This window comes from Citrobacter sp. Cpo100 (assembly GCF_030332595.1).
Taxonomy (GTDB): Bacteria; Pseudomonadota; Gammaproteobacteria; order Enterobacterales; family Enterobacteriaceae; genus Citrobacter; species Citrobacter portucalensis.
On record NZ_JAOWHM010000031.1, the window covers coordinates 174123 to 191556 of the forward strand.

At 52.7% G+C, this 17434-nt stretch carries 16 protein-coding genes; all 16 read right to left on the reverse strand.

Annotated features, from left to right (window positions below; translation table 11 throughout):
• Positions 1 to 2: 2 nt before the first annotated feature.
• Positions 3 to 1481 carry a colanic acid undecaprenyl disphosphate flippase WzxC gene (gene wzxC / locus OGX96_RS07780; protein ID WP_234692117.1) on the reverse strand — a complete coding sequence of 493 codons (1479 nt, stop codon included), beginning with the start codon at positions 1479 to 1481 and terminating at the stop codon, positions 3 to 5.
• A 1-nt stretch (position 1482) separates the two neighbouring features.
• Entirely contained in the window at positions 1483 to 2877 is a 1395-nt protein-coding gene (gene wcaJ / locus OGX96_RS07785) for an undecaprenyl-phosphate glucose phosphotransferase (protein ID WP_008785190.1), read from the reverse strand.
• 54 nt (positions 2878 to 2931) lie between these two features.
• Positions 2932 to 4302: a colanic acid biosynthesis phosphomannomutase CpsG gene (gene cpsG, locus OGX96_RS07790; RefSeq protein WP_286582645.1), complete on the reverse strand. Its 1371-nt coding sequence runs from the start codon at positions 4300 to 4302 to the stop codon at positions 2932 to 2934.
• A 135-nt stretch (positions 4303 to 4437) separates the two neighbouring features.
• A complete protein-coding gene (gene cpsB, locus OGX96_RS07795) occupies positions 4438 to 5874 on the reverse strand; it encodes a mannose-1-phosphate guanyltransferase (RefSeq protein ID WP_286582931.1) in 1437 nt (478 codons plus the stop codon).
• Positions 5874 to 7100: a colanic acid biosynthesis fucosyltransferase WcaI gene (wcaI, locus tag OGX96_RS07800; RefSeq protein ID WP_198801577.1), complete on the reverse strand. Its 1227-nt coding sequence runs from the start codon at positions 7098 to 7100 to the stop codon at positions 5874 to 5876. Before wcaI ends, cpsB begins: the two co-directional genes overlap by 1 nt.
• The gene (locus OGX96_RS07805) at positions 7097 to 7576 is read right to left on the reverse strand and encodes a GDP-mannose mannosyl hydrolase (protein ID WP_198801576.1); all 480 of its coding nucleotides are present in this window, start codon (positions 7574 to 7576) and stop codon (positions 7097 to 7099) included. The genes wcaI and OGX96_RS07805 overlap by 4 nt, the downstream gene beginning before the upstream one ends.
• A 2-nt stretch (positions 7577 to 7578) precedes the next feature.
• Positions 7579 to 8544 carry a GDP-L-fucose synthase gene (fcl, locus tag OGX96_RS07810; RefSeq protein ID WP_198801575.1) on the reverse strand — a complete coding sequence of 322 codons (966 nt, stop codon included), beginning with the start codon at positions 8542 to 8544 and terminating at the stop codon, positions 7579 to 7581.
• A 2-nt stretch (positions 8545 to 8546) separates the two neighbouring features.
• Positions 8547 to 9668 carry a GDP-mannose 4,6-dehydratase gene (gene gmd, locus OGX96_RS07815; protein ID WP_286582651.1) on the reverse strand — a complete coding sequence of 374 codons (1122 nt, stop codon included), beginning with the start codon at positions 9666 to 9668 and terminating at the stop codon, positions 8547 to 8549.
• A 24-nt stretch (positions 9669 to 9692) separates the two neighbouring features.
• The gene (gene wcaF / locus OGX96_RS07820; protein ID WP_001153539.1) at positions 9693 to 10247 is read right to left on the reverse strand and encodes a colanic acid biosynthesis acetyltransferase WcaF; all 555 of its coding nucleotides are present in this window, start codon (positions 10245 to 10247) and stop codon (positions 9693 to 9695) included.
• A gap of 9 nt (positions 10248 to 10256) precedes the next feature.
• Positions 10257 to 11003, reverse strand: a complete 747-nt coding sequence (gene wcaE, locus OGX96_RS07825; RefSeq protein WP_198801573.1) for a colanic acid biosynthesis glycosyltransferase WcaE — start codon at positions 11001 to 11003, stop codon at positions 10257 to 10259.
• Positions 11004 to 11008: 5 nt separating this feature from the next.
• Complete coding sequence (gene wcaD / locus OGX96_RS07830) at positions 11009 to 12226, reverse strand: colanic acid polymerase WcaD (RefSeq protein ID WP_286582655.1); 1218 nt, start codon at positions 12224 to 12226, stop codon at positions 11009 to 11011.
• Positions 12201 to 13418 carry a colanic acid biosynthesis glycosyltransferase WcaC gene (gene wcaC, locus OGX96_RS07835; protein ID WP_198801571.1) on the reverse strand — a complete coding sequence of 406 codons (1218 nt, stop codon included), beginning with the start codon at positions 13416 to 13418 and terminating at the stop codon, positions 12201 to 12203. Before wcaC ends, wcaD begins: the two co-directional genes overlap by 26 nt.
• Entirely contained in the window at positions 13415 to 13903 is a 489-nt protein-coding gene (wcaB, locus tag OGX96_RS07840; protein WP_032943932.1) for a colanic acid biosynthesis acetyltransferase WcaB, read from the reverse strand. Before wcaB ends, wcaC begins: the two co-directional genes overlap by 4 nt.
• Before the next feature lie 2 nt (positions 13904 to 13905).
• On the reverse strand, positions 13906 to 14748 hold the full coding sequence (gene wcaA, locus OGX96_RS07845) for a colanic acid biosynthesis glycosyltransferase WcaA (protein WP_000206145.1): 843 nt from the start codon (positions 14746 to 14748) through the stop codon (positions 13906 to 13908).
• A gap of 72 nt (positions 14749 to 14820) precedes the next feature.
• A complete protein-coding gene (wzc, locus tag OGX96_RS07850) occupies positions 14821 to 16983 on the reverse strand; it encodes a tyrosine-protein kinase Wzc (RefSeq protein ID WP_198801570.1) in 2163 nt (720 codons plus the stop codon).
• Entirely contained in the window at positions 16980 to 17429 is a 450-nt protein-coding gene (gene wzb / locus OGX96_RS07855) for a low molecular weight protein-tyrosine-phosphatase Wzb (protein WP_032949610.1), read from the reverse strand. The genes wzc and wzb overlap by 4 nt, the downstream gene beginning before the upstream one ends.
• Positions 17430 to 17434 lie beyond the last annotated feature (5 nt).

The window sequence follows — 17434 nt, forward strand, 5'->3', positions numbered from 1 at the left end:
TCTTATCCTGCACGGAGCAAGGTTTTCATTTTTTCACTGCGACAGAGCTGGCGTTTTATTTCCACCACCAGCGGATGACGCGACAGCACTATCATTAGCGCAAACGCCAGTGCCCCTGCCGCTATCTGGCTCCCCAACAACACGCCCAACGACAGTTGCCCATGCAGCATTACGCCCAGCGCATAGCTCACCACAAGGGTTGGCAAGGAGAGATACAACGGCAGCCAAAGACTGAGCATGTACTGGCGGTAGCTGGGGCCAAGAACAGGTTTAATCATCACGAAATAGCTGAGGACTGTGTTAATCACCTGGACCAGCAAAAAGCCCAGCGTCACGCCAATTGCCCCGGCCAGATGTCCACCGATGAAAATGGCGGGAATAAACAGAAAGGTTTTGAACACATTGAATTTAAAGCTGATATCGACCCGCGCTTTCGCCATCAGCAGTGAACCGATTGGATTCCCCACCGAGCGCAGCAGCCCAACAATGCACAGCAGTTGCAGGATGGGGATAATACCGTTCCACTTCTCACCGAATACCAGCGGCACCACGTTATTCGACACCACCATCAGTCCCAGCAGCGCCGGGAAGTTGATAATCCCGACCACCGACAGCAGCTTGTAAAAATTCACCCGTAGCTTTTCGCTGTCGTCCTGGATTTTGGCAAACGCCGGAAATAGCACGCGGGTGATAATCGGGTTCAGTTTGATCGGGGGGACAACCGCCACATTCCAGGCGAGATTGAATCCGCCCGCCACGCCAGCTCCCAACGTGCGGGCTAAAACCAGCGTGGAAAGGTTGGTATTGATGTAATTGATGATGCTGTCTGCCGTCAGCCACGCACCAAAACGCAGATTCGACGAAACGGATGCCAGCGAAAAATGCAGCCCCGGACGGTAAATCCGGCGACCAAAATAGCCGAACAGCAGCGTACGTAGCGTACTGTTTACCAGATACCCGAGAATGGCCGTCAGTGCGAGCGGCCAGAAATGGGCACTGACTACGGTGAAGGTAAAACCAGCCAGTACCGAACTGGTTTCAATCATGCCAATTTTGTTGAAGGCCAGCTCTTTTTGCATCAGCGCACGAAACTGCTGCCCGTGCGGTATCACCACAAACGCCAGCGATAACGTTTTGATGAGCGGTGCCAGTTCTGGGTTATTAAGTACGCTGGCAATCGTCTCGCTCAGCAGAAACATCGCTACGCATACCACGATACCCAGCCCAACGTTGAGCCAGTACAGCGTGGTCAGTTCAAGATAGCCAATCTCTTTGCGCTGAATAATTGAGTTGGCGATACCAAAGTCAGACAACGTATCTGCCAGCGCGATGATCACCAGCGCCACGGTTAACAACCCGAACTGGTGGTTATCAATAATCCGTGCCAATACGGTCATCTGGATAAGCCCCAGACCAATGATGATCACCGTGGCAATCGCCGACCACTTTGCACCGTTCAGCGTTTTTTCTCGTAAGCTCATGTTAATACGCCGCTTTGTTGACAAAGCCTTTGAATACCGTCAGAAAAACAATTTTGATATCGAACCACACGCTCCACTCGCGAATGTATTCGAGGTCAAACTCCACACGTTTTTCCATTTTTTCCAGCGTATCGGTTTCACCGCGCCAGCCGTTGATTTGCGCCCAACCGGTAATACCCGGTTTCACCTTATGGCGTAACATGTACCCCTCAATCAGCTGACGGTACTGTTCGTTATGCGCCACCGCATGCGGGCGTGGCCCAACAATAGACATGCCCCCGGTCAGCACGTTAATAAACTGCGGCAGTTCATCGAGCGACGTTCGGCGCAGGAAATTCCCCACAGGGGTAACGCGCGGATCGTTTTGCGTCGCCTGCGTCACCACCGCGTCGTTTTCCATCACTTTCATCGAGCGAAATTTCCAGACTTTGATCGGTTTTCCGTCCATGCCATAACGGGTCTGGCGGAAAATCACCGGTCCTTTGGAGGTCAGTTTTACCAGTAGCGCTATGCCACACAGCACCGGAGAAATAAGCAGCAGGATCAGCGAAGCCAGCACGATATCTTCCGCGCGTTTCAACAGGCGATTGATCCCCGAGAGCGGCGTGTCATACAGCGGCACCACCGGAACGCCATTCATCTCTTCAATCCGTGAATGCAGAATGTTGAATGTAAAGACATCAGGAATAAGGATCACTGAGCAGGTAGTGTCGGCCAGCTCGCGAACCAGTTTTTTGACGCTGGCGCCATCGCTCATCGACATGGCGATATAAACGTTATGAATACGTGAGGCTTTGGCGTCGTCCACCAGTTGTTGCAGATTACCGGCCCAGTCGCGGGAGTTTTTTCCAGGGATAGGATCGTGATATACACCCGCCACTTCAAATCCCAGCCACGGTTCATGGCGAAAGCTGTCCAATAGCATTTGTCCGGCGGGCAGGTCCCCTGCCACCGCCACCCGGCGCGTGTTATACCCGCGATTACGCAACCATCCCGCGCCGTAGCGAATAAACGAACGGCTCAACACCAGGCCAACGCTGGATAGCAGATACCACGCCAGCCAGACGGCGAGACGGTTATCAAAATCGTTATTAAAGGCGATCAGACCTGCGCAAAAAATCAGACTCAGCGTCCAGTTTTGCAGCAACAGCACCAGCTCAGTGGAAATTTTGACACCGCGCCAGGAGCGATAAAAATCCGTTATGCCACCGAGCATCTGAAAAACGACCAGCGTAATCAGCGCCACCAGCAGGTGCATGTACAGGAAAGGCAAACCGCTTAATTCGCAGATTACCCACAACCCGCCAAACATGATGGTGATATCTGAAAAGCGTTGCACCATCGAAATTAACGACGCATTGGTTTTGGCGCGCTCGCGCTTCTTTAGATGTGTCATCGTGGTTCCTGTTAGTCACCCTTTGCCCAGAATCGGGCAAAGGAAGCACCAGCATTACTGATTCAGTAACGCCAGAAGAGTGCGCGTTCGCGCTTCCATCAACGGAATATCTCCGCGCGATTCCACGTTCAGGCGCACCACCGGTTCGGTATTGGATGAGCGTAAATTGAAGCGCCAGTCGACAAACGACATGCTGATACCGTCCGTTCTGTCCACCGACAACGCCTCACGGGAAAAATGCTGCTCCACGCGCGCAATCGCTGCCGTCGGCTCTGCCAGCGTACTGTTTATTTCTCCGCTCGCCGGGTAGGCCACCATCCGGTCGCGGACCAGTTCGCCCAGCGACTGTCCTTTCAGACACAGCAGCTCCGCCACCAGCAGCCACGGGATCATTCCGCTGTCGCAATAGGCAAAATCGCGGAAATAGTGGTGCGCGCTCATTTCGCCACCATAAATGGCATCTTCGTGGCGCATCCGCTCTTTGATAAACGCGTGCCCGGTTTTTGACATCACCGGTTTACCGCCTGCCGCCGTCACCACATCCACGGTGTTCCAGGACAGGCGTGGGTCGTGGATAATTTTCGCCCCCGGATTCTTCTCCAGAAACGCTTCCGCCAGCAGGCCGACAATGTAGTAACCCTCAATGAACTGACCTTTTTCATCGAACAGGAAGCAGCGGTCAAAATCACCGTCGAAGGCAATCCCCATATCCGCGCCGTGTTCAATCACTGCATGGCGCGTATCGGCCCGGCATTCCGGCAGCAGAGGATTGGGAATACCGTTGGGGAAGTTGCCATCCGGCGTGTTGTGAATTTTGATGAACTCGACCAGCACGCCCAGCGCCTTGAAACGGACTTCAATGGCGTCAACCACCGGACCTGCCGCGCCGTTGCCGGAATTGAGCACCAGCTTCATCGGTTTCAGGTTGGCGGGATTGATGTAACCCAGCAGGTGGTCAATGTAGGCATCACGGGTAGTAATGCGCTGGTAGCGGCCACGTTTTGTCTCATCAACCATCGGGAAGTCATTGGCTTCCGCCAGGCGCTGCACGTCGCGCAGACCGGTATCACCGCTGATGGGCCGTGCCCCTTCCCGCACCAGCTTCATGCCGTTGTAATCCATCGGATTATGGCTGGCGGTGACTTCAATACCGCCGTCAATGCCCAGGTGGAAAGTGGCAAAATAAATCTCTTCGGTGCCCGACATACCAATATCCAGCACATCCACGCCCGCATCCTGCAGTCCTTTCGCCAGCGCCAGCTTCAGCGTCTCACTGGTCAGGCGCACATCGCCGCCGAGGACAATGGTTTTTGGCTTCAGGAACTCGCCGTAAGCGCGGCCAATACGCCACGCAATATCTTCATTCAGCTCTTCGCCCAGCCTGCCGCGAATATCGTAGGCTTTGAAACAGGTTAATTTCGTCATGATTTACCCTTCTTCAGGCAACAGGAGGCCCTGACTCTAAATGAGCCTTTTAATGAGTGTTAAATGCATTTCCCGGCGCGCTTCGCTTATCGGGCCTACGGTGTTGTAGGCTGGATAAGCGCAGCGCATCCGGCATCAGGTACGCCCGTATCTGTCCGCAAACCGCACCACATCATCCTCATCGAGATAAGATCCGGAACGCACTTCAATCAGATCGAGCGGGATTTTCCCCGGGTTCTCCAGACAATGGGTCGCCCCCAGCGGAATATAGACAGACTCGTTTTCAGCGAGCAGTTTGATGTCGTCATTGATTGTCACCTTCGCGGTCCCAGCCACCACAACCCAATGTTCAGCCCGGTGATGATGCATCTGCACGGACAATCCCTCACCGGGTTTAACGGTAATCCGCTTCACCTGGTAACGGTCTCCGGCATCAATAGAGTCGTACTTGCCCCATGGACGGTAAACTTCACGGTGAATATGGTGCTCATGACGTCCGTCAGCTTTAATTTGCTCCACCACTTTTTTGACGTCCTGCACCGCGTTGCGATCGGCGATCAGCACCGCATCTTTGGTCTGCACCACCACCAGATCCTTCACCCCGACGGTCGTCACCAGGCCAGATTCGGCATACACGTAGCTGTTTTCCGTTTTATGGCTAATGACGTCACCATGATGCACATTGCCTTCAGCAGTATGGGCACTGATTTCCCACAGCGATGACCAGGAGCCAACATCGCTCCAGCCTGCGTTCATGGGCATCACCACCGCATCGGCCGTACGTTCCATTACCGCATAGTCCACAGACTCTTCCGGACAGGCGAGAAACGCCTGTTCATCAACGCGGATAAAATCGAGATCGGGGTCAACCGTGCTCATGGCGTTTTCGCAGGCCTCAAGAATGTCGGGGCGATATTTTTTCAGTTCTTCCAGATAGCGCCCGGCCCGGAACAGAAACATGCCGCTGTTCCAGTAGTAGTCGCCGCTCGCCACGTAAGCCTGCGCAGTTTCCAGATTGGGCTTTTCAACAAACTGCGCCACCTCAAAAGCCACGGCGTCGGTATTGGTCGGCGAAACCTCGCCGCGACGGATATAGCCGTAGCCGGTCTCCGGCTGGTCCGGCACGATACCAAACGTCACCAGCTTACCCGCGCTGGCATAGGGCATTGCATTGCGAACCGCCTCGCGAAATGCCTCTTCATCGGCAATCATGTGATCGGCCGCCAATACCAACAGCAGCGGATCTTCCACCGGACTTTGACGTTTTGCCGCCAGCGCGGCCAGCGCTATTGCCGGTGCTGTATTGCGCCCGGCTGGTTCGAGAATAATATTCTCAGTCAGCTTGTGCAGTTGTCGTAGCTGTTCCGCCACGATGAAACGGTGTTGTTCATTACAGATAACCACCGGGCTTTCACACTCCACGCCGTTCAGACGACAGATCGTTGTCTGCAACATGGTGAGATCGCCTTTCAGGCACAGAAACTGCTTTGGATATAGTACGCGGGACAGAGGCCATAAACGGCTACCCGAGCCACCGGCCATCACCACCGGAAAGAGTTTGTTTTGACTCATCATGTACCCCGAATATCTGCAATAAATTGGCTCAGCACGTTTTCTTTATCCAACGTGCGTTCGGCATACTCACGTGCCACCTTGTTCACTTTTGGCATGGTTAGCGCCTGTTGAATCCCGCCAACCAGCGCATTCACTGATTCAGGCTCGACACACACCGCGATGCCTGGGTGAGCATCACACAGCTGACCCAACTCGGTCTCAGGTTCGGCGGTAATCACCGCGTTTCCACCAACGGCGAGGATATTGGTCAGTTTGGAGGGCAATACGGCATCCGCCGCACCGCGCTTTTGTACCACCAGATGGCAGTCCGCCATCTTGAGCAGCGCAGGCAGCGCGTCATAAGATTGCAGCGGAAAGAAGATCACATTGTTCAAGCAGCGTTCGCCAGACATACTCTCCAGCCGCGCTTTACCCCCGCCCTGCCCGACAATCACAAACAGCCAGGGCTGTTCGCTCAACAGGGCCGCTGCGTCGATCACACTCTCCAGCCCTTGCTTTTCACCGATATTGCCTGAGTAGAGAATGATTTTTTTATCATCAGGTAAGCCCAGTTGCTGGCGCAACGCCAGAGCATCGGCATCGTTCACGTCACGAAAACGTGCTACTTCTGACCAGTTCGGAAAGAAAATGACCTTCTGTGCATCAACGCCCTTCTCCTGCGCTTTATTCATCATTGAGCGAGAAATGGTCGAAATATGATCCATATTCAACAGCCCACTGCGCTCAAAGGCGCTGGCCAGTTTTGCCACCGCGCCACGCTTGCCTTTGCCTGCCATGCCAAGCCCCAGCATGGCATCGACTTCGTAATCCTGAATATGCAGCAGCGTGCGCGCCCCGGACAGCTTCGCCAGCAGGCGCATGCCCGGCGTACAAAACAGCGTTGGCACTACCCCAATGATGCGATCCGGCTTCCAGCGGCGCTGCGCCAGCAGCGGGAAGAAACTGCTCAGGGCAAAACTGCCTAGATGCAGCAAGCGCTTGAGCGTAGAAGGCTGCTCAGGCACATACAGCGGACAACGCCAGACGATGGCATCGCCCTCTTCACGACGATAGCGCCAGGATGAATAGCGACCGTTGACCTTCCACTGCGGATAATAAGGCGGCGCAGTGATCACCCGTACGTCATGCCCCTGTTGCGCCATCCACTCCACCATTTCACCGGTGTATTTACCGATACCGGTCAACTCCGGCGAATAGTTGATGCCATACACAAGGATCCTCATATCCCCGGAACTCCGGTCTGACTTTCTTCGAGAAAGTAAGCCCGGCTGTTGTTGTGCACACGATCACTGGCCAAAATCTGTGTAGCCGCCAGCCAGCGGTAAGCGTCATGTTGAACGTCAGGCAGTTGCAGGTCGTTTTCCGACACCCGCAGACGAAATCCCAATACAATGTAATGCGTTGAGAAATCTTCCCCGGAAAAGTTGTCGTCATAGAAGTGTTGCCAGACCCCGTAGAACTCTCCCTTATCTAGAGGCAATCGTAAACCTAACTCTGTCTGAGTCAGGCGCGCAAAGGCTATTTCCAACGACTCATCTTTTTGCACCCTCCCGCCAGGTACAAACCAATACCCCCTTGCCGGGCGGTTTGTACGCTGCCCAAGTAGAAACTCACCTCTCGTATTCTCTACAATCAAATCAATAGCGATCAAAGGAGTAAAACGCACAACAGAGGCAAAATCCTCATGACGTAAAAACATGCTTACCTCCGATACTGATGCTGATGCTCAAGGAACCACTGATATGTGCTGGCAAGCCCCGCTTCCAGAGATATCTCGTGATACCATCCCAATTGATGCAAACGCGTAACGTCGAGCAATTTGCGCGGCGTCCCATCCGGTTTGCTGGCGTCGAACACCACGCGCCCCTTGTAACCCACTACCTGCGCGAGGGTTTGGGCCAGTTCACGGATGGTGCAGTCCACACCGGTGCCCACGTTGATATGCGACAGCATCGGCTGGGTATATTCCTGCCAGACTTCGCGATCCAGTTCCATCACATGAATGCAGGCCGCCGCCATATCGTCGACATGCAGAAATTCACGCATTGGCGTCCCGCTTCCCCACACCACCACATCCGGCGTATTTTGCTCGCGAGCTTCATGAAAGCGGCGCAGCAGCGCCGGGATCACATGCGAATTGCTCGGATGAAAGTTGTCATGCGGTCCGTAAAGATTGGTCGGCATCACCGAGCGGTAATCACGGTCAAACTGGCGATTACACGATTCACATAGCTTGATACCGGCAATTTTGGCTATCGCATAAGGTTCGTTAGTCGGCTCCAGTTGGCCCTGCAGCAATTCATTCTCCGCCATAGGCTGCGCAGCCAACTGCGGATAAATACAAGAGGACCCCAGGAACAACAGTTTATTCACGTTATGCAGATGCGCCGCATGAATAATGTTGCTCTCAATCATCATATTTTCATAAATAAAATCAGCAGGATAAGTATTATTTGCCACAATACCCCCTACTTTTGCCGCCGCCAGATAAACCTGGTCAATACGTTCAGCGGCAAAGAACGCCTGCACCGCACTGGCGTCCAGCAGGTTAAGCTCATCTCGGGTACGCAGCACCAGTTCAACATCGTCACGCTCCGCCAGTTGTCTGACGATGGCGGCCCCCACCATCCCGCGATGACCCGCCACAAAAATACGTTTTTTCGTCATTTTCAATGCTCCAGTGCAATAGCGACGTTATAACCGTGCGACTTGAGCAGGGAATGTTTCTTCGCCGCATCAAGATCGTTGGCAACCATTTCCGAGATCATCTGGCGCAGCGTGATTTCCGGTTTCCAGCCCAGTTTTTCATGTGCTTTGGCCGGATCGCCCAGCAGCGTTTCCACCTCAGCCGGACGGAAATAGCGCGGATCGACGGCGATTATCACATCCCCAGGTTTCACACCCGGCGCATCGTGTCCGGTCACAGAAACCACAATGCCTTTTTCATTCACGCCCTCACCTTCAAAGCGCAATTTAATCCCCAACTGAGCGGCCGCCATTTCCACGAACTGGCGCACGGAATACTGCACGCCGGTGGCAATGACGAAATCTTCCGGCTGATCCTGCTGCAGCATCATCCACTGCATCCTGACGTAATCTTTGGCATGCCCCCAGTCGCGCAGTGAATCCATGTTGCCCAGGTACAGGCAAGACTCCAGCCCCTGAGCGATGTTGGCGATCGCCCGGGTAATTTTGCGAGTGACAAAGGTTTCGCCGCGGCGCGGAGATTCGTGGTTGAACAGAATGCCGTTACAGGCATACATCCCGTAAGACTCGCGGTAGTTGACGGTGATCCAGTAGGCGTACAGCTTGGCAACAGCATACGGTGAACGCGGATAGAACGGCGTGCTCTCTTTCTGCGGGATTTCCTGTACCAGACCGTACAACTCAGAGGTGGACGCCTGATAAAAACGGGTCTTTTTTTCCAGACCAAGGAAGCGGATCGCCTCCAGCAAACGCAAGGTGCCGATCGCATCAACGTCTGCGGTGTATTCCGGTGAATCAAACGACACCGCAACGTGGCTCATGGCGCCCAGGTTATAGACTTCATCCGGTTGGACTTCCTGTAAAATACGGGTCAGGTTGGAGGAGTCGGTCAAATCGCCATAGTGCAGATGAAATTTGGGATTGCCTGAATGCGGATCCTGGTAGATGTGGTCCACACGTTCGGTGTTGAATGATGAAGCGCGACGCTTAATACCGTGTACTTCGTACCCTTTTTCCAGCAGGAGTTCTGCCAGGTAAGAACCATCCTGCCCGGTTACGCCAGTAATGAGAGCGACTTTTGACATGTTATAACCTCTTCAATGATCCCCTCAGGGAGTAACTTTCTCGACGCGTTCGCGCGTGACTACTGCGGGATTTCCCCGACAAACAACATTTGCTGGCAGCGATTTAAATACGCTGCTTCGTGCTCCAACGACGGTGCCATCACCAATCGTCACGCCAGGCGCGACAAAGACATCTGTCGCCAACCAGCATTTAGCGCCAACCACAATCGGCGTGGCGTTAATATCAAAATGTTGACTGGCATAATCATGACTCCCGGTGCATAAATAACTTTTTTGCGAAATAACCGCATGGGCGCCAATCGTAATATCACCTAACGTATATAAAACCGCGTCGTCACCCACCCAGGCATAATCTCCCAGGGTTAATTTCCACGGATAAGTAATTTTTACTGAAGGCCGAATGACTACGTTTTTTCCTATTTTTGCACCAAACATTCGTAATAAAAATGCACGCCAGCGATACATGACCTGCGGTGACCAGCGAAATAATGTTGCTTGCACCGCCCACCATAATTGCACTTTAATAGCACCACCGCCGCGAAAACCTCCAGGCACTTTAAATCCGCTTAAGTCCTGCATAATATGCCCTTACGCTTTCCCATATAAGTTTTTTGTTTTAGCGGTTGTGCGCAGACGTAAATATTCTGACAAACCGGTCCAAAAACCTGGCATGTGTAATATCTGGCGCTGTACTTTTTTGGCATCCCGACACAATTCCAGATTATTCGTCGTTGACACTCCGCCCATAGAAAACTCCGATACCAATCCGCTCAACTTTTTAAAAGCGTAACCGGACTTGTATAATTGGGCTGCCAACGCGTAATCAGACGATATTTTATATTGCAAATCATAATGCCAGACATTCAGTCCTGAGAGCGGAAAGAATATCGCCTGATGACTGGCGGGCAGGCTGTGATAAATATACCAACTCGGTTTTGCCCGGCGCTTAATTTTGTTGCCATTGCCGAAATCCAGCAACGCATCGCCAATGACCATGGTTTGGTCGCTCTGCATTTTTAGCTGGCGGATAAAATGTGCCGCGTCCGCATGCAAAATATCCCCGGAGTTGAGGAACAGCGCGAACCGCCCGCGCGCCATCGCGATGCCTTTGTTCATCGCATCATAGATGCCGTTATCCGGCTCGCTGACAAACCGTAACCGGTGTTCCCCACTGAGCCCTTCAAGAAACGCCGACGTACCATCCGAGGAGCCGCCATCAACAACAATCCACTCAAAACTGATATCACCCGCTTGCGCCAGATGTGCCAGCGATGCGTGAGTTTTGACGATCCCTTCCAGATTGCGAAAGGCGACGGTAATGATACTGAGCAGCATGTGAGTTACCTCGCGATATTCAGCGCCTTGCGCAATATAAACGGACACACAATTAAAAATGCGTATTCCGGACTAAATACTGAACCTGTAAAAAACAGTGACAACGGTGTAAAAAGATAAAGCTGCACCCGATAATTCTGATTATCGCCAAACGCATTGATCATCATTTTCATGACCTTCCCCATGTACCACAGGGCTAATATCACCGCGAACCATGAAAAATAAATAATCAGCAGATACAAACCATTGTCTATTGTTTTACCGACATCTGCACCGTTAAATATTCCGAATGACGCGACGTATTCATAAAGTGAGCCAAATCTCACTACGCCATCAACGTTCAGTAACGAATAACCGACCATCACTAATGGCCCTACGATACGATAATACGATGACGAACCTTCAGTTCCTAAATCACCAAGCCGCGTTGTGATGTACGGAAAAGCAAATATCACCCCAACTAAAAACACGCTTAATGAGATTATCGCCAGGGGTAGCTTCTTTTTTATCGCATCCTTATTCAGGTACTGGAACGCCCACTCCAGGAGATAAAACAAAATAAACGTCATTACCCTTGAAAACGATCCTGATAATATTATCCCTGCCAGAATCATAGCATCGGACTTAGGTGTTTTGATACCAAACTGTTTGATGCTGAGCCAAATTGAGATTAACGCCAGAGCGAAGAATGCCGGTTCGAAATAGAGCGCAGTGGTACGTTTCCCACCAAACTTAATAAAGTTCAGAACATAGCTGTTACTGTAAATAAGATATTTCGAAATAACTTCCATTAAACTGCTGCCGCCGCTGAGAATTATCTGTGCCATTTCAACCGCAGCTAACCCCACCACCAGTCCCACCACCAGCCAGAAAAAACGCAAAATCTTAATGTAGTTATGCGGTGAAATGGTTTTGAAGCGAATACTCCACACCATGCCAATGATCACCACGGTATAAACAAACAGCATCGCTGACGTTACGTACTTACTGGCATCCAGTGATTGACCGAACAGGTAGTTAAACGCCGTCAGCCCGCCCCCTACCCCCAGCGCGATCATTAATTTTTTGATATTGATTCGCTCGACAAACAGCAACAGCAGAGCGGGTAAGAAGGTGACGATAGTTATCGGGAAGCTCTCGCCCAACTGGGCGAGTTTGACGTTAACCAGCAGATAAAGCAGCGGTAGCACCAGATAGCTACAGATTCTGATAGAACGAGACATATTCCTCCAGCATCTGTTGCCCACTGTATGCCACCCGACTGCGCTGACTGAATGCGGTAAGGGACGTGTCAAATACCGCCTGCGCAATGTCTGATTTTTTCAGCTGCACCAGCTGCAATACGTCCGCTTCGCTGAACGTTTTGCCGCCTGATTTGGCCAGCACTTCCTGCGCGGCATCGCTGTGCGTGGCAATTACCGGTACGCCGATGGAAAGCGCTTCACACAAAATCAGCGGGTAGTTATCGACACGGGAGCTGAACACCAGTCCATCCATCTGGTTAAGCGCACTCATCAACGTACGCTTATCGCTCTCAAAACCGTGGTTGATGACGTTATCTCCCGCAAATGGCGAAAATTTGCCGAAGGTATGCAGCTCAATTTTGTCCCCAAGCGCGCTAATCGCTCGCACCAGTTGTTGACTGGTTTTGCCGTCATAGCGCAGGTCATGAGCCACCACGGCAATTTTCGGCCGACCGCTCTCCGCAGGCATCGCGGGTAGTTCGGCAAGAATGGCTTCGGTTGCCACATCAATGCCATTATTGATAACGCGGCAGCGTCCCACGCCATACAGGCTGTTGAATGCGTCGGCCACATGTTGACTGGGCGAGATAAACTGGCAGCCCAGCGCCAGCATGGCACGGAACATCTGCCGCTTACCGGGCAACTGCTGATGGGCTTTATCGACTTTTACCGGCGGATAGTTGCTGAGCGTTGGGCATTTCTGACAGCCCGTTCTCCAGCCTTCGCAGCCATCGGTAAAGGCACAGCGCCCGGTCACGCTCCAGTGATCGTGCAGGGTCCAGACGAAGGTGATATCCGGTTTATGCGCCTTCACTTTTTGGCAAAAGGTCACCACCTCTTCCAGGTTCAACCAGTAGCTGTGCAACACATGAAAATGCAGTACCAGCGGGCCGCAGGTGCGGGTAACCGTGCGATATAGCTTGTCGAGATTGCCGAACATGTCGCGATTTGCAAAACGAAACAGCGCAATGTTAGCCGCCGACGTCAGGCGCGGCGTATATTTGATAACCTGTGGATATTTCGCATGACTGGCGCTTTCTTTACCGCCTTTGCCATAGCCATAGACAAACCGTGACGACAGCCCTTTTTCCAGCGCGCGAAGATGCAAATCTAACGCCACACCTGCCGCCCCACCTTCTGTGAGTCGCACATTAAACTGTAATATCTTCATTTTATTACCTTCACCCGTGCCTTCTCGCCCACGACCAGCGTATTGTCCGGGACGCTATCCACCACAACACTCCCGGCGCCAATCGTCACGTTATCGCCAATAGCAACGTCGCCGAGCAGAGTGACATTGGCCCCCAACTCAACGCCGTTACCGATGACCGGACAGGATGGGTCGTTGGCACCAAGATTGCCGATGGTCACGCCGTGGCGTAGGGTAAAATCATCCCCCGCCACCACGTGTTTATTGATAACCACCCCATAGCCATGATGGATGGTGAAACGACGACCAATTGATGCAGCAGCCTGAATTTCATAGCCAAACAGGCATTCGGTGATAAGGCGGTACATCACCAGCACCGGGGCAGCCCACAGGTTGTTTATGATATTTTTTTTACGCCAGACGGAGCAAAAATGGGCAATCCGATAGGCCGCCACCATGCAGCAGGGGCGCAGACTCCAGCCGTTCGCGCGTAAATCTTCCAGCATAATTAGCGTCCTCGCAGTCCGTCGGCCAGACGCTTACTGTTGCGAACAGAAAGCAGCGTCAGCAGCGTGCGCCAGTTCATCCGTTTGTTGCGGATCTGATAGAGGGTAAACAGCTGATATTTCTTGCTGGCCCGGTCAAATTTGCCTTTGTGCTTGCGGTAAAACTGAAAGTAGCCGGAGAATTTATTCGGCGATGAGGTAATACGCATCTCGCCGTGATTCACATGCAGGATCTGCGTCGCCTCTTTGACCTTCCACGGTTTGCCATACGCCACCACCATGCGCAGGAAGATGTCGTAATCCTGCGCCGCTTTCAGCGTGGTATCGAACAGGCATGCTTTAAACCGCCATGCCCAGGTAAATACCTGATTACCGATGATGTTGCGCTTATAAAACCTGCGGCGTGAATAAACGGACTTCGGATAGAGCGGCAGACTGGTCGGCTGCGAATACACTTCGCCCTCACAGACATAGTCATTGGCATACAGAAACGCCCGTGTGACCAGTTGATGCCGATACTGCAGGAACACGCTCAGGCGGTTCGGCGTCCATTCATCATCATCATCAATCCCCGTAATGTATTGCCCGTTGGCCTGCATAATGGCCTGGTTACGCACCGCGCAGGCCCCGGAGTTGGTGGAATTATGCGTATACGACACGCGCGGATCGTTGAGTTCCTCAACAAACTGCTGCAACTGCTCATATGAGGAAGAGCAATCATCCACAATGATCATCTCCCAGTGAGGGTAGTCCTGGCGCAATACCGATTTAATCGCCCGAATGGCCAGCTGCTGGCGGTTCCAGGTTGGCATATAAATTGAAATTAGCGGGTTTTCTGTCGTCATTTTCGTTTCCGGATAGATACGCTTTTGTAGGCCGGATAAGGCGTTTTCGCCGCATCCGGCAGGGTTGGTGATTTATTTCGCATCCGACGTATATTCGTATTCGTAGTAGCCGTAATCCTGATACCCGCTGGCACGGCGGAAGATCGAGTTGAGAATCACCCCTTTCACCTGGATGCCATTTTGCTCGAAGCGACTCAGGCTGGTTTCCACCTCTTTCAGCGTGTTGACCGCATAACGCGCCACCATCAGAGTGGTGCCGACATGACGGCCAACAATCGCCGCGTCGGTCACCGCCAGAATTGGTGGGGTGTCAATCAGCACCAGGTCATAGTGCGAGCTGGCCCAGGCAATCAGTTCGCCGAAACGCTCGCTCATCAACAGCTCGGAAGGATTGGGAGGGACTTGACCGCGAGGGATCAGATCAAAATGCGGAATCGATGTCGGTTTGGCGCTGGATGAGATATCCCCCTTGCCGATGAGGATCTCAGACAGGCCGTTGACGTTATTGGTCCCCAGCAGTTCGTGGGTATAGCCTTTGCGCATATCGCAGTCGATCAACAGCACGCGTTTGTTGGTCTGGCTGATGACTGCCGCCAGGTTGGCGCAGACAAACGTTTTACCAATCGACGGGCTGACGCCGGTCAGCATCAATACGTTGTTACGCGCCTGCATCATGGCAAAGTGCAGACTGGTACGCAGGCTGCGGACCGCTTCTATGGCGAGATCCGTTGGATTCCCCACGGCCAACAGCTGGCTTTGCTTGTAGCGTTTCACACCTTTAATGGTCTGAACGTTATCACGCGCTTTTTGCCATTCAGATAGCGGAATACTGGCATACACGCTGATACCATGCTCTTCCAGCGCCTGGGGGCTTTCAATACCGCGATTAAACAGAGAACGCAGCAGTACGCCCACCACAGAAAGCATCAAACCAAGAATGATACTGCCGAGAATAATCAGCGCCGTTTTCGGCTTCAGCACGCCAGGCTGGGCAATCGCGGGATCGACAATACGCACATCGCCAACCGTACTGGCCTCGGTAATCTTCAGTTCCTGTTGCTTGTTCAGCAACTGCATATAGACCTGCTGACCGGACTCCACATCACGCGTCAGACGAACAATTTCCTGCTGCGTTTTCGGCATCGCCGTTACGCGCCCGTTCAGCTTACTTTTCTCATCTTCCAGCGCCTGGCGTTTTTCCAGCAGCGTGCGGTACGCCGGATGCGCTTTGGTGAACAGCTTGGAAATCTCCGCTTCTTTGAAGGTCAGTTCATTCAACTGCGCATCGATATTCACCATCGAATCCAGCACCGCTTTGGCTTCCAGCGGCAAATCCACGGAGTCTTTATCCTGACGAAAGGCGTTCAGCTTGTTTTCAGCAACGTCCAACCGATTACGCACCTCAGGCAGTTGCTTTGCCAGAAACGCCAGACTTTTGGCGGCCTCTTCAGATTTACGTTCCACGTTTTGTTGCAGATAGTTGCGGGTAATACTGTCGAGGATCTGGCGGATTTGCTCGCGGTCTTCGCCGGTAAACGTCAGGCTCAATACGCCGGTGTCTTTGCCCGTTTCCGTCACCATCAGGTTATTTTGCAGGGTGTTTATCATGCCCAGCGTGGAGAATTTGCTGACGGTAAATTGGCTCTCCGGGCTGGCATGAATCGCCTCAACCAGCATCGTCACGCCATCATGTTCCAACAACTTGCCGACTTGCCCCCGGGCGCTAAAACCCCCGTCACTCACCAGTTGATAGCTTTTGTCATTCAGCACATTGAGCGTGAAGATCTGTTCATTCATTGCCTTTGGCAACGTGAAGGTGGTCACATTAACCGTTTCGTTCTGGCGGCCCATCAGCCGGTCCCAGCCCGCGCCAAAAATAGGGAATGTATCTTTGGTAACGGCGATATCGAGGTTAAGATCGTCTACCGTTTTCCCTAATACCAGACGCGACTGGATGAGCTGAATTTCCGCTTCCGAGGCCGGAGGTTTGTTCGACAACGCCGAGCCAATATCCTGCACCAGTGAATTTCCGGTATTTTGCTCAATTTGCACCAGCGCGTCCGCACTGTAGATGGGTGTGGCGAACAGTGTGTAGACCGCGGCACACAATGCAAAAGCCGTGGTAATGCCTAATACCCACCAGCGGGCCTCCACCACCGTTGCAACCAGACGACCAATATCGATTTCATCATTGCCGGTTACCGGCGCAGCAGACTGTTTAACTTTTTCTGTCATTGTTTTCCCTGCTCTGCGTTCAGTGCCTGAGCCCATTGGCGGGCAGACCGTTCAAGTAATGCGTACACCGCGTCAAACGCATCACGGCTTTTACGATACGGATCGGGAATTTCGCGCTCGCTGTCCCAGTGCCCAAAAAGCATCACTTTGCCACGCATCTCCGGTACCATTTCACACAGGGCAGAGATATGGCGCTTCTCCATGGTCAGGATCAGGTCATACTCCCGGCACATGCGTCCCGAGATCTGCCGGGCACAATGATTGTCCAGTGACAGGTTGTGCGCCTGCGCCACGCTAATAGCACACGGATCCGCGCCTTTCCCCACCAGCGCCCCAAGACCGGCTGAAGAAACCGTTAACGCCGGATGAAATTGCCTTAATAAACGCTCTGCCGTCGGGGAACGACAAATGTTCCCCACACAGACAACTAAGATTTTGTTAAACATGATGA